Source organism: Dictyobacter vulcani (genome assembly GCF_008974265.1).
Lineage (GTDB): Bacteria > Chloroflexota > Ktedonobacteria > Ktedonobacterales > Ktedonobacteraceae > Dictyobacter > Dictyobacter vulcani.
The window spans coordinates 4,035,595-4,049,811 of the sequence record NZ_BKZW01000001.1; the positions used below are offsets into that span (position 1 = coordinate 4,035,595).

The window sequence follows — 14,217 nt, forward strand, 5'->3', positions numbered from 1 at the left end:
AAAGCAAGCGCTGGTAACTACTACCAGCGCTTGCTCGTACGTCGAGAGGTCGCAGCGACGAGCGCTGCCGCTACAGGTTACGGTTTAATGGTGGAAGAGGCGGACGCCGGTGAAGGCCATGACCATGCCATAATCGTCACAGGCGGCGATCACATTGTCATCGCGCAATGAGCCACCGGGTTGGGCTACATATTTGACACCATACATCGCAGCGCAATCGATGCTATCCCGGAATGGGAAGAATGCGTCAGATCCCAGGGCTACGCCGGTCAGCGTTTTGAGCCATTCTTGTTTTTCCTGAGCGGTCAGGCGTTCAGGAACTTCTTCAAAGTTCTCTTTCCACTGTTCCAGTTCAATTGGTGCCACATCGTCGCGTAGGTAGAGATCGATAGCGTTGACACGATCCTGGCGCTTGATGCCGGCTTTCCAGCGCAATTCCGCGATGCGTGGATGCAGGCGTAGATACCAGATTGCGGCTTTGGAGGCTGCCAGACGGGTACACTGGATACGGGACTGCTGTCCGGCACCGATACCAATGCACTGGCCATCGACCGCGAAGCAGACGGAGTTGGACTGGGTATATTTGAGCGCGATCAATGAGATCAGCAGGTCGCGCTGAGCGGCTTCTGTTAGCTCGGTGTTTTTAGTTGGAATGGTGCTGAACCAGTCAGGACTGGCCAGGCTGCTATTGCGCTTTTGTTCAAATGTGACGCCAAAGACCTCGCGTTGCTCAATCTCGGCTGGCTCATAGGTAGGATCGATCTGGAGAATGATATAGCGACCCTTCTGTTTCTTTTGCAGGATCGCCAGGGCCTCTGGCTCATAGCCAGGTGCAATTACGCCATCCGAGACCTCGCGGTTTAACAGGCGGGCGGTTGGTACATCTACCACATCACTGAGGGCTGCCCAATCGCCAAAGGATGCCAGCCGGTCAGCACCACGGGCTCGTGCATAGGCACTGGCCAGCGGCGAAAGCTCAAGATCATCGACATCATACGCTTTTTTAAGCTCAGCGCTCAAAGGTAATCCCACGGCTGCACCTGCCGGGCTGACATGTTTAAAAGAAGCCGCAGCGGGTAATTTCAGGACAGTTTTGAGCTCTTTGACTAATTGCCAGGAGTTGAGGGCATCCAACAAATTAATATAACCGGGAGCGCCGTTGAGGACCGTAAAGGGGAGCTCACCAGTTTTTGCCAGTACACGTGCTGGTTTCTGTTGTGGATTACATCCATAACGTAGTGTCAGTTCTGTATTTGTCATGGTAAATCTTTTTTTCCTATATATAAGCTATCCATAAAAATAGCCATACTTCAGCCAGGCTACAAATAATAGTAACCTGGCTGGTGAATTCTTTGAGAAGTTTTACAGAGAAGCGCTGGTCAGCGTATCAGCCTGAACCAGATCCAGATCCAGTTCAGGATAGAGTGGATAGCGGGCCAGGAGAGCCTCGACACGCTGCCGGGCTTCGGCCTGAATCTCATTATCCAGAATATATTTGTTAAGGCTCTTTTTGCCACTGGCGGTTTTAGCTGCGGTAACATTTGAGAGGACGCGCTTGATGATACTGGCGATCTCACGCATTTCAGCAGGACCCATACCAAGTGTCGTGATGGCTGGTGTGCCGATGCGCAGTCCGCTGGTATACCAGGGTCCATTGACATCAAATGGTAAGGAGTTGCGGTTCAGAGTGATTTTACATTCGCGCAACACTGACTCTGCCTGGCGACCGGTCAGGCCAAAGGTTTTGGCGACGTTGATCAGGAGCAGGTGATTGTCGCTACCACCGGTCAGGACATCTAAGCCTTCAGCTACGCAGGCGGCCGCCAATGCCTGGGAGTTCTCAACAATTTTTGCTGCATAGGTTTGGAACTCAGGCTTTGAGGCCTCGCGGAACGCAATCGCCTTGGCCGCCATCACATGTGGCAATGGTCCACCCAGCATGGCAGGACAGCCCTTATTGACCCACTCGGCATATTCCTCTTTACAGAGGATCAGACCACCACGTGGACCACGCAGCGTTTTATGGGTGGTTGAGGTGACGATATGCGCATAGGGAACAGGATCAAACTCGCCGGTGAAGACTTTACCCGCAACTAGTCCGGCAAAGTGAGCCATATCCACCATCAGGACGGCTCCGACTTCATCTGCCAGTTCACGCATACGGGCAAAGTTGAGCTTGCGTGGATAAGCACTATAGCCAGCCAGCAGGATCAACGGTCGTACCTCGTGCAACTGCTGTCGCAACTGCTCCAGATCGATCAAGCCAGTCTGACGATCTACCGAATAGGTTGAGACGTCGAACAGATGGCTGGAGATATTATGGCGATAACCATGGGTGAGGTGGCCGCCGGAATAGTAGTCCAGCGAGAGCAGGCGCTGATTGTGTACGACCTCGCGCACCTTATTCCAATCCTCACGAGAGAGCTTGGATGGATCTTCCTGACCCAACTCGGCTAGTACTGGTTTCTGAGCTTTCGCAGACAAAATAGCCAGGAATGCGACCAGATTAGCATCGGCACCAGAGTGTGGCTGCACATATGCATAATCAGCCCCAAATAGCTCCTGAGCCAGCTGGGCCGCCTCAGCCTCAATGGCATCCACATTATCACAGCCAGCATAGAAACGATGATGGGGATAGCCCTCTGCATATTTATCTGTGAGCAGATTGCCCATCGCCAATTGCGTTGTTAATGAGCTATAATTCTCACTGGCGATCATCTTCAAATTGCCGCGCTGATCTTGCAACTCCTGGATAATATTGGTTGCGATCGAAGGGGAGACCGTTTTTACCTGATCAAGGGAAGCATAAAAAGCTGCCGCAGCAGAATTGGGGGCCTCTCCCTGAAGTGTTTGTAGATAGCGAACCAGGAAGGATTGTTCAGTGATTGGTGTAGATAACATCGCTACTCCTTTGCTGTTGTTATGCCAAAAACGCGTTAAGACGTTCTTCGGTATGTCCAGCCCAGGCGAGCGACTGTAGAAGGAATATCTCCAGGCTTCCTCGTGGTTGATCCACTCTATCGCCAGTTACCAGGAGAACAGAATTTGTATTTTCAACGGATGCCGTTCTATTTCGGCATGCCTACTATAGTAGTATAACAGGCCGATAAACAGAGTCAAGGGGCACAGTGAAGATGTGTCATTGACGAGTTTATTTTCCTGTTTTTGTAAAAGTTTGTGAGTGGCGTCGATAACATGGCGTAGTGTTAGTAGAAGATGTTGCTAGGAACTTCTTGCAAATTGGCAGATTGGCATGCGTTTACGTATGCTGTTTTGCCGGATAACGAGAAACTTAAGGACCATTATGATAGACCTAAAGCAGTCTTTAGATCGGTTGATAGCTGATCTAAGCAGTGAGGAAGATGTTGTTCAGGTTCAGACCAGGGGGGAGTATGGGGAGAAGGAAGATGAGCCAGACGCGGAGCCTTTAATAGCTACTCTCAATGTTGAGACTAGTTCTGTAAGACCTGCTTTGTTGCCACACGATTCCCAGCTATTACATGAGCTACTAACGACACTCAATCATCTTCAACCGCAGCAGCGTCTGGAGGCCATTCGGCGTCTGGGCGAATTGCGTGATCCGCATGCCATCGGACCGTTGCTGTCATTATTTGAAGATGAACCTGCCGAGATCAGTCTGGTTGCTGCTAAAGCTCTGGCCACGATTGGAAGCGCAGCCTTGAAGCCGTTGCTGGCTGCCCTGGCTGATACCTCGTCATCTGATATGCGTTATTGCGCTATCGAAGCGCTGGGCGAGATGCGCGATAAACGTGCTGTTATTGCCTTGTTGCTCGCTACGCGTGATCCAGATAAATATATTCGCGCTCAGGCCGCTGAGGCGCTGGGAAAAATCGGTGATGTACGTGCGCTAAAAGCTTTGATTGCTTTATTGCATGATGAATATACAGATGCACGCAGCCATGCGGCGGCGTCCCTTGGACTTCTCTGCGATTATCAGGCGGTCGTGCCATTGATCCTGGCCTTGAACGATCCAAAAGAGCGTGTACGCGTGGAGGCCATTCATGCGCTTTCCTTACTCGGGGATCCTCGTGCAGTAGAGCCTCTGCTGGCTTTGCTGCCGGATTCGCAACCCTATGAGCGTATTGAGATCATTGAGACGCTGGGCTATTTAGCGGACGAGCGGGCGGTAGAGCCTCTCCTGTATCGCGCTTTTCACGATCGAGAGGAACGTGTCTGCCAGGAAGCTATCATGGCGCTGGGTCGGTTGGGAATTGAGCGTGCCATCCAGCCGCTCCTGAGTGCCCTACCTACTATCAGTGACAGTATTTTGCGCTCGTATATTATTAAGTCCCTGGGTCAGCTTGGCATGAAGCATGTTCAGCATATCTCGTGTCTGGTACTCTCGTTGTTGCCCTGGCTGTATGATCGCAGTCAGGACTTCTCACATTATGTGCGAGCAGCGACTGCGACAGTATTAGGCTGGTTGGGCGATGATCGCGCGGTAGAGCCCTTGCTGACACGCTTGCAGGATGATAATTTTTATGTGCGCGAACATGCTGCCAGAGCGCTGGCAGAACTTGGTGCTAGCCGTGCGATTATTCCGCTCATCCGTATCCTACCGGACAGGCATCCATCGGTACGTGCCGCGGTCGCCGAAGCGCTCGGTCGACTGAGAGATAGTCGCGCCACTGCGCCGCTCTTATCTGTATTGAAAGATGAAAGTAGTCTGGTACGTGCCAGGGCTGCCGAAGCGTTGGGATTTCTCAATGCTCGACAGGCCATTCCGTTGCTTAACAGCTTACTTCAGGACGAGGCTCTTGCCTGGCCTGATAACAACGACGGACAGCGCCAGCGCGTACAAGATATTACCAACCTGGCGATCCAACGTATTAGCATGCGCAATTAGTTTATTTTGTAAGTAAATAATATAGAAAAACAGGCCAGCGGAATCTTTCGCTGGCCTGTTTTTCTATATTATTTGTAATCGCTAAAAGAAAACCTTAATGGGATTCTACATATTTAAGTGATCCAGCTTCTTTTGTGCTAGCAGCCTGCGCCGATAATTCTTGTTTTTGTTCGCGCTTGCCCCAGTAATAGAAGATGATAGTTAATAATACGACGATGCCCAATGCGGTTAGCTGGGTAGCTTCATAGGGGAAGCGCTCAACTTTGGCTTGTTTGATGACATCGTCAGTAGGGAAGAGCATAAAGAAGACCGCAATAGCGGCGTAGCCTGTCGTCAGGATCGTGACGAGCCATGCTCCAAATTTTCCGCCCGGTACGCGATACGGACGTTTGACCTCTGGATATTTGTAGCGCAATATCAGGTAGGTCGGATAAATCAACAGGTAAGACAGAGTATTGATAGAAACGGTGAAGCCGAGTACCAGCGTAAACAGTGATTGGACTGAACCATCTCCAAAGGAGGTGATCAGGACGGCGGAGACCATAGCAATAGTGGCGATAATTCCACAGGCCAGAGTCGTTACGAGTGGTGTGCCATATTTGCTGCTAAAGCGTCCCAGTGCCTGTGGCGCTGCATGATCCAGCGCGGTAATCGCATAGGTACGGTTTGCCCCACCCATCCAGGTGGCTCCGCTTGAGGCCATGGTGATAATGATGGCTGGCACCAGAATGACTTTTAAGGTGATGATCAGTGGTTGTGGCAAGACGACCAGGACGTTGCTGATGGCCTGCAAGAAGCCGCTGGAATTGGCGATCTGCTGTTTATTGAGCGCCAGCAGAATAACCGCAATCGGAATGACATAGGCAACCACGGCCACGCTTCCGGCTCCAAGCAGCGAGCGTGGGACGTCGCGTTGTGGATTCTCCATCTCTTCTCCCGCACCGCTCTGAACCTCAAAGCCGGTCCATTTGAAGATCAGCAATGGCAGAATGCCACTGATAATCAGGCTCCAATCATTGGTCGGTAAGAAGTCTTTGAACTGTAGATGATCGCCCGTTGCATGACTACCCAGTAGGAGCGCGAGTGCTAAAATCACAAATAATCCCAGCAGCACTAATTTCAGGATCGAGCCGACCGTGGCCAGCCATTTGCCGGTACGCATTGGTAGCAGTACACAGATGATGGTGCCCCAGATAAAGGCCAGTGCGATCAAGATCGTGATGATCGTATCACTGACTTTATTGCCACCGAAGAGCATATTGATGTCGCCAAACCAGAACAGCTTGATTGAGGTTACCACTGTCACAAACATGGTCCCACCAATCCAGAGTGGATTAGAGATCCAGTAGAACATTGAGGTCAGGGCCGCATAGAAGCGTCCGCAGGCCATTTTGCCCCATTCATAGACACCGCCTTCCTGTGGAAAGGTACTTCCCAGTTCCGCGGTCAGCAGTCCATAGGGTAGCAGGAACGTCACGGCCGAAAGGAGAATCCAGAATAGTGCCTGACCACCATACGATGAGACTGCTCCCAGCGTATCAATGCCAAGAATGGCCGCAATGGTATAAAAGATCATATCTACAAAGCGAAAGTCACGTTTGATTTTCTTTTTTTCCTGGGTTAATAATGAAGGTATGACTGAAGGGGATTGTTCATTAGACACTGCAAGCTCCTGATTTTTTTCCAGATAGTGATAATATATAAAAAATCGCACGCACCGTAGCGTTTGCAGTTGGAAAAATAGTGACAGATCGTTGAAGTATTGCCTTTCCCATCCACATCTGCACTTCAATGTGCCACGATCCCAGAATACCTGAATGTAAGATATTGTTGAGGAAATTATTTGTAAAAAGTATAGCATAGCTTGAAACTATGTGTCAAAATCCCTGCTATTACTAGTCTATAATAGCTAGTACTTTGTCAAACTTCGTTTGATAAGTTGTGCGCCCGCTACGCGGGCGGGAGAGGGGAGGGAAGCCAGGGCACAGCCCTGGAACCCGGTTAAGGGATTGCATCCCCTGCACCCCTGCCTTTCTCATCAGCACATACAATTGGTTATGAAGAAGAGCGTGCAACGTACTGAAAACGTTGCACGCTCTTTTAGTTGTTGTGTTCAGGCTTGAGCGGCTGGGAGTTCAGCTACTTCAGCCAGGGTTGTATTGAGTATATCGGCGGCCTCATCGATATCTGCTTTACTCAGGACCAGGGGTGGAATCATGCGCAGGGTTTGTGGATTGGTGCTATTGAGGAGCAGTCCATGGGCCATGGCATTCTGAACAATGACGGGTCCCAGGCCGTGTTTGACGTTGACTGCGCGCATCAGACCAATACCTCTAGGGCTGTCGATGAACGCATATTTCGTACACAGCTCTTCCAATTTCTCTTTCCAATATTCACCCATGCGGGTAGCATTGTCGAGCAGGTTGTGTTCGGTAATGGTTGTGATGGTGGCGGCACCCGCAGCGCAGGCGATCGGATTGCCACCAAAGGTGGTTCCATGATCACCCGGTACAAACAGGTCGGTGCGTGGACCAGTGAGCATCGCTCCAATCGGTATACCACCGGCCAGTCCTTTCGCCATGGTGACGATGTCCGGGCGTACATAGTGTTGCCAGCTAAAGAATTTGCCGGTGCGTCCTGAGCCAGCCTGAACCTCATCACAGATTAAGACCAGATTCTGTTCATCGCACCAGTCGCGTAGACCCTGCATGAATTCCTGACTGGCTGGCCAGATGCCACCCTCGCCCTGCACCGCTTCCACCAGGATTGCCACAGTCTTCTCACTGGTGGCGTCTTTGACGGCCTGGAGATCATTGAACGGCACCTGTTTGAAGCCATCGGGAAGAGGAACCCAGGTTGCCTGATAGGCGGCCTGGCCTGTGGCGGCCGTGGTGGCCAGGGTCCGACCGTGGAAGCTGTTATCCATGCTGATGATCTCATAAGCACCATTGCGGTGCAGGCGACCATACTTACGGGCCAGCTTGATCGCGCCTTCGTTCGCTTCCGCGCCGCTGTTAGAGAAGAATGAGCGCATACCATCGCTCTGGATGCTGAGGAGTTCAGCCAGTTCAATCTGGCGGGTGTTGTAGTAAAGATTTGATACATGTACGAGCTGGGTTACCTGTTGCTGTACCGCCTCAACAATGGCGGGATGGCAATGACCCAGCACATTAACGGCGATGCCAGCGACAAAATCCAGGTAGCTTTTGCCTTCACTATCCCAGACGCGCGTTCCCTCACCACGTACGAGCGTGATAGGATGGCGTTTAAACGTACCTTGATAATATTTTTGTTCAAGACTAACCCAGTCGCGTTGATTCAACTCTGTTGTTGTCATAGACCGCTCCTCTTCATCCAATAGTGCTTGCATGGTTTAACGGTGTTCTAGTAAAATAATGTGTTATTCAATCGTGTGTTGTGTGCTGCTTTGCACGGTAGAACACCCGATTTCAATGACAAAAGCTCCAGGCTATAGCTTCGGCTCCCAGATCTATTTTGCCTGCGCAGGAACGAAGCCCCTGGAACTCTTCACTATTCCCATTGTACTATGAGGAACCTGACTGGACAAGCCCTGACCTTTTCCAAATCATGCTCGCTGCGCAACTACCCAGAGAAGTAGCTGTGCAGCGATTATGATTGACTAAGGATGCGGGGTATTTGTCTCATTGCTATATGGTGGTTGTAATTGTGGTGGTAAAGGATATGGTGATCTGGGAAGAGATAAACTTTTCCTTTCGGTATTGCCAGTGGGTGGCGTTCCCGCATATCCTGTCAGGATCGTTTGTACTTCTTCCTGCGCCTCATCACCTGGAGGTTGATTGAAGAGTGCTTCAAAAGTTGGACCTTCCAGGGTTTCCTCTTTGATCAAGCGTTCGCTGATCAAGATCAGGCGACTTTTGTTTTGCAACAAAATGTTATACGCCTTATCAAAGGCTTCCTGAATGATGCGATGGATCTCTTCATCTATCTCGCGGGCAGTCTGTTCGCTATAGTTGCGCTGTTCCCCAAAGTCTCGACCCAGGAAGACCAGTTCTTCTTTGTGTCCCAGGGCCATCGGACCAATGAGGCTGCTCATACCATACTCGGTCACCATTGAGCGTGCGATTTTAGTCACACGTTCAATATCATTGGAGGCACCCGTTGTGACTTCGCCAAAGGTAATCAACTCGGCGACATGTCCACCCAGGGCATAGGCCAGCATATCCTCAAATTGAGGTTTACTCCAGAGATAGCGATCTTCGGTAGGGAGAAGCATGGTAAAGCCACCGGCCTGTCCTCGTGCGACGATGGATACTTTGTGGACCGGATCTGTATTGCGCAACATACGAGCAACCAGGGCGTGTCCAACTTCGTGGTAGGCGGTGATGGATTTTTCGCGCTCACTGATGATGCGACTCTTACGAGCAGGACCAGCCACAACTCGGTCGATGGCTTCTTCCATTTCGCTCATGCTGATCTTGCGCTTATTGCGACGGGCTGCCAGGATCGCTGCTTCGTTTAACAGATTGGCCACGTCCGCGCCGGAAAAACCAGGAGTCTGCTTGGCCAGCACGTCTAGCGAGACATCGGTATCCAGGGGCTTGCCTTTCGCGTGTACCTGCAGGATGGCGATCCGGCCGCGAATATCTGGCCGATCAAGTACGACCTGGCGATCGAAACGGCCAGGACGCAGTAAGGCAGGATCCAGCACATCTGGTCGATTGGTGGCGGCGATGACGATCACGTTGGTATTAGTATCGAAGCCATCCATTTCTACCAGGATCTGATTGAGGGTTTGTTCACGTTCATCGTGCGAACCGCCCAGTCCTGCTCCGCGTTGACGTCCGACGGCATCAATCTCATCCACAAAGACGATACATGGACTATTGCGCTTGGCCTGTTCAAAAAGATCGCGCACCCGACTGGCACCGACGCCAACAAACATCTCAACAAATTCAGAGCCACTGATACTGAAGAAAGGCACTCCGGCCTCGCCCGCGACTGCCCTTGAGATGAGCGTTTTTCCAGTTCCGGGAGGCCCCACCAGCAGTAATCCTTTAGGGATGCGTGCCCCGAGGGCAGCAAACTTCTCAGGATACTTCAAGAACTCAACAATCTCCTGGAGTTCTTGTTTGGCTTCTTCTACCCCGGCCACATCGGTAAAGGTTACCGATGGCTTGTTGCCCATAAAAATGCGTGCGCGGCTCTTCCCAAACGACATGGTTTGATTATTGCTTCCCTGAGACTGGCGGAATATTACCAGCATAATGATAGCTAGAAAGATAAATGGGAGAAAGCTCGAAATCGTGCCTAACCAACCCCAGATCGGGCTGGGGTTTTCAAACTGGAGCTTGATGAGTTCAGGATTTGTGTAGTCGATGTTGTTCTCTTTTAACACCTGGGTGGCGTCAAAAGTACTATCAATGGTCGCTGCTTCCTGCTGAGAATTCGCCGTTTGTCCCCTGATCAGCGTGAACGTTCCGTTGCTAACGGTTACTGTGTCAAGCTGTTTTCTGGCAATATCAGTCTTGAGGTGGCTTAACACGGTGGATACTGATACCGATTTCACATACGTTTGTGGGCGGAATATAAAGACGATGATCAGAACGGCGATTGGCAAGATCAGGAGCCAGAAAACGCTCGTTCTGAGCCATTTTCCATTATTCGGCATGAGGGCTCCTCTCTAAGGTGAGTAGATACAAGTAATACCAGTGAGAGTTGCAATATGGGCATAGTGACTCCCGGGTATTGAATTTGTGACTCTTGTGTGCTTTATTATAGCACATCCGGCTGTCAATCTCTTATAGAACACATGCAAAATTGTTGAATAGAACTTCTCTAGTCTTTACGCTGGACCAGTAGCTTTTGTTACAATTGGCCGTGCCAGTACCAGTCCCCATACTGCCTGTGCTCCTGCCGCGAAGAGAGGGGCCGCGCATGCCTCGAGGGTTGCGCCAGTGGTACTGACATCATCAATGATAAGAATTTTACGCTTGAACACGGTTTTAGTTGTAGAATCAGGAGCGCAATAAAATGCCCCGCGCAAGTTCTCGCGCCGTTCCAGGGCTGTCAAAGCTACCTGGGTTGAGGTGGTTTTCCCCCGGTATAAGAGCGTTGTCTCCAGTGGTATCTGTAATGTGGCGGCACACGATTGGGCCAGTAATGCAGCTTGATTGTAGCCACGCTGACGCAAGCGTTCTTGATGGAGTGGAACAGGAATAATCAGGTCCGCGTCCAGGTGATGGCGTTGATAGGCCTGCGCCTGTAGAACTCCTAATGGATCAGCCAGGCGTGTATTCCCATTGTATTTAAGGGCATGGATGCTTGAGCGTAATGGTTCCTGATAGCTGCTGATAGCTCGGAGTCCACTTAACTGTAGCGGATGATACAAGCAGCGCCGACAGGCTTGTCCTGCTAATTGGGGCAAACCACATAATCTGCATAATGGTGGTTGCAGCCATGGAATAGCCAGTAGACACGTATCGCACAGCACACTCCCACTCCTGTGGCACTGAACACATAGTGGTGGAAAAAGTAGATCTAACGCAGCTCTGAGATATTCCTGGATGATCCGCATTTTTCATCCCTCCCCTTCATTACAGAAATACCTTGTTTCCCTGAAAAAACGTCATGGAGGATCCGATAGCTGCGGAAGGTCCCATCAGGATGGCATAAAAAAGGCCTGCTTGTAAATAAAACAAGCAGGCCTTTTTTATAGTTCTCTTCATTGGTTGTTGCGACAGGAGAAGTTCGCTTACTCGATGCTTGTGATCGTGTATTCTTTGACGCCACCGGGGGTTGAAACGATCACCATATCGCCTGCTTTATGTCCGAGCAGGGCTTTTCCAACAGGGGATTCGTTAGAAATACGTCCGGAGCTGGGTTCGGCCTCAAAAGCACCGACCAATTGATAGCGGTATGAGCGGCCATTGCTTACTTCTAGATGGACAACGGAGCCGAGAGAAACAACATCTCCATGCACATCTGCAATTAATTGTGCACGAGCCAGCATTTCCTCTAGTTCAGAAATGCGACCTTCGAGACGAGCATACTGACTTTTTGCCTCTTCATACGCTGCATTATCGATGACATCACCAGATTCCTTGGCATCATGAAGATATTGGGCAATTTCAGCACGCTTCACGGTACGTAAAAACTCGAGCTGATTAGCTGCGCGAGCGATACCGTCATTGGTGAGGAATATTTCTTGTGACTCCATGGTTGATTTCCTCTCGTTTGTGTGATGGAGGGGGTCCTCCGAATAGTTTGTTCATCTCTCCAGTGAGTTTGTACAAAACATCAAACGGAATAAGGTTATTCGATGTCTCCCCATGTGATAGTAATACATTCACCAGAATGATCGCGGAGTAACAGCTCTCCCTGGTCATTCACATCCTCAGCAACACCGCTGAGTAGTTTCTTCCCCTGATGGACGTGTATGGTACGCCCAAGGGTTGAAAGTCGAGCACGCCATTGCTCTCGTATAAAGCGAGAGATAGACCCATGGCCATGGGTCTGCCGCGTTTCTTGCTGTAGGGCCAGATAGCGGGTCTCGATCTGGTACAGCAGGTGGGCAATGAACGCTTCGCGACTCACTACATGGCCACTCTCTTCTTCAAGTGTGGTGGCTGTAGTAACAAGCCCTTGATTGGTCTGTAGTGATGTCTGAGTGGTATCGAAACGTGAAATATGCCCATTAATATTGACACCGATGCCCAGGATAGCCACGAGGTGGCCAGCACGATCATGGCTGGTCTCGATAAGTATGCCAGCGACTTTGCGATCCCTGATCAGGACATCGTTTGGCCATTTAATATTTGCCGTGACATTACATGTATCAGCGATAGCATCTACAACCGCCAGTGAAGCAATCATCACCAGCTGATACGGTGGAAATAATGGTCGGAGCACAGTAGATGACAATACATTCCAGCCTACTACATCAACCCAGCGTCGTCCCTGTCTGCCCTTACCGGCTGTCTGACTATCGGTAAGTACCACTACCCCTTCCTCTGACCCATTCTGGGCCAGCTGCATTGCCAGAGCATTTGTCGAATCAACTACTGGTTCGTATATAAGGTGTTTGCCAGTACCAAGTATTTCAGTTTCCAGAAGATGCTGTATGCGCTCGACATCTAGCTTTCTGGATGGTGGAGTATCAATGTTGTCCAAGCTCTACCACTTCTATCTATCAATGTAGCTTCTTCCCATTGAGCCTGGATCCAGGATCAGAAGGGAAACACGCGCCAGACAGTCTGTTCTTTTTTTGTTTTGCACCCACAATTTTATGTGTTATCTCTGTTGATGTGTACTCAAAACAGCTTCTGTGCAATAACAAATACGTATCAGCGTGCTTCTGCATTGGATGAGTTGTGAGTATCTACAAAAAACCCAGAGCAAGGCAAATACATGTTTTGTTCGCCAATGCTCTGGGGGTGCTGCACAGACAGGGAAATTGCCTTACCTGCCAGTGTGTGTTTGTTTAAACCCTCACCAAGCTCCAAAGCCAGGTGCTAGCGAATGTGGCTTAACGCCCCATTCCTCTCTGCTGGAAGGTGCGGGATTCAACAACGCTGCCTGCGCAGCGATTATGTTCGTCCATTACACACCACCTCCTTTCGATGTCGATATTGTACCATCGAGATTTAACTGTTGTCAAGCTTTATCTTAAAATTCATTCAGGACATCGTAGCGATTGATACGCACAAATGGCTTGTCATGTGCCTTTACACTCTACCATTCATTGTGAATATTGTGTGAAAACACAGTGTTTTATGTCATTATGCCTGCTTGTAAAGAACTTCCTTTGCTATGGTAAAGAGAATCATAGCTGTTTACCACACCTTATTTAAGCTAAGAGCGTGTCTGCGATTCACACTGATCGGGAGCGTCGCGATCAGGCGCACTCAGGCACTGAAGTGCCCATATTTCCACCACAGCATACAATGTTTAAGCGCCGCAGGCGCGAACAAGGTTTTTAGTATGGTGTGTCAAAAATGGGCCGGGCCCATTTTTGACACACCATACTAAAAAGAATCATGGGCGCTTTAGTGCCCGAGTGCGGCTGGTAGCACGCTTCCCCAATGAGAGTGGAGAGCAAACACTATCCACTAATATATTCTATAGTTGAACTGGTACGTTATGGGAAAGATATGGCATCCCCAGATGATCATATGCTATACTAGTGTAAGTAACAGATAAGAGGGTAGTGTAGAATGAGGAGGATGGGAGATCTGTTCTGCCTGTTGTGCTCCATGCCATCACTGTATCACTGTGGACCCGTTTCAATGTAGCGATCGGCATTTGCATCCTCTCTGGAGCTTCCAACTGCCGAGAAACTTTTGGCCATAATCTGGCCTGTTTGGATCTAG

9 protein-coding genes and 1 riboswitch are annotated in these 14,217 nt (G+C 50.1%); of the genes, 1 reads left to right on the forward strand and 8 read right to left on the reverse strand.

Annotation, left to right across the window (positions count from 1 at the left end; translation table 11 throughout):
• Window positions 1–84 precede the first annotated feature (84 nt).
• Window positions 85–1,260, reverse strand: coding sequence for a phosphoribosylaminoimidazolecarboxamide formyltransferase (locus KDW_RS17255; RefSeq protein ID WP_151757099.1), 1,176 nt, complete (start codon window positions 1,258–1,260; stop codon window positions 85–87).
• A 102-nt stretch (window positions 1,261–1,362) separates the two neighbouring features.
• Window positions 1,363–2,901: a glycine hydroxymethyltransferase gene (locus KDW_RS17260; protein ID WP_151757100.1), complete on the reverse strand. Its 1,539-nt coding sequence runs from the start codon at window positions 2,899–2,901 to the stop codon at window positions 1,363–1,365.
• A gap of 52 nt (window positions 2,902–2,953) precedes the next feature.
• Window positions 2,954–3,041: riboswitch (ZMP/ZTP riboswitch) on the reverse strand.
• 263 nt (window positions 3,042–3,304) lie between these two features.
• On the opposite strand from KDW_RS17260, the gene KDW_RS17265 reads away from it, so the two are divergent.
• A complete protein-coding gene (locus KDW_RS17265; RefSeq protein ID WP_162005317.1) occupies window positions 3,305–4,867 on the forward strand; it encodes a HEAT repeat domain-containing protein in 1,563 nt (520 codons plus the stop codon).
• 94 nt (window positions 4,868–4,961) lie between these two features.
• On the opposite strand, the gene KDW_RS17270 is transcribed toward KDW_RS17265, so the two are convergent.
• The 6 genes from KDW_RS17270 to KDW_RS17295 all read right to left on the reverse strand — a co-directional run bounded on the left by KDW_RS17270 (window position 4,962) and on the right by KDW_RS17295 (window position 13,018).
• Window positions 4,962–6,530: an APC family permease gene (locus KDW_RS17270; RefSeq protein WP_162005318.1), complete on the reverse strand. Its 1,569-nt coding sequence runs from the start codon at window positions 6,528–6,530 to the stop codon at window positions 4,962–4,964.
• A 450-nt stretch (window positions 6,531–6,980) separates the two neighbouring features.
• The gene (locus tag KDW_RS17275) at window positions 6,981–8,204 is read right to left on the reverse strand and encodes an aspartate aminotransferase family protein (RefSeq protein ID WP_151757103.1); all 1,224 of its coding nucleotides are present in this window, start codon (window positions 8,202–8,204) and stop codon (window positions 6,981–6,983) included.
• A gap of 303 nt (window positions 8,205–8,507) precedes the next feature.
• The gene (gene ftsH / locus KDW_RS17280) at window positions 8,508–10,517 is read right to left on the reverse strand and encodes an ATP-dependent zinc metalloprotease FtsH (RefSeq protein WP_151757104.1); all 2,010 of its coding nucleotides are present in this window, start codon (window positions 10,515–10,517) and stop codon (window positions 8,508–8,510) included.
• A gap of 174 nt (window positions 10,518–10,691) precedes the next feature.
• Window positions 10,692–11,423 (reverse strand): ComF family protein, encoded by a 732-nt coding sequence (locus KDW_RS17285; protein ID WP_269822456.1) that lies wholly within the window; start codon window positions 11,421–11,423, stop codon window positions 10,692–10,694.
• Window positions 11,424–11,600: 177 nt separating this feature from the next.
• On the reverse strand, window positions 11,601–12,065 hold the full coding sequence (greA, locus tag KDW_RS17290) for a transcription elongation factor GreA (RefSeq protein WP_151757106.1): 465 nt from the start codon (window positions 12,063–12,065) through the stop codon (window positions 11,601–11,603).
• Between the two features lie 95 nt (window positions 12,066–12,160).
• Complete coding sequence (locus tag KDW_RS17295) at window positions 12,161–13,018, reverse strand: biotin--[acetyl-CoA-carboxylase] ligase (protein WP_151757107.1); 858 nt, start codon at window positions 13,016–13,018, stop codon at window positions 12,161–12,163.
• Between the last annotated feature and the right edge of the window lie 1,199 nt (window positions 13,019–14,217).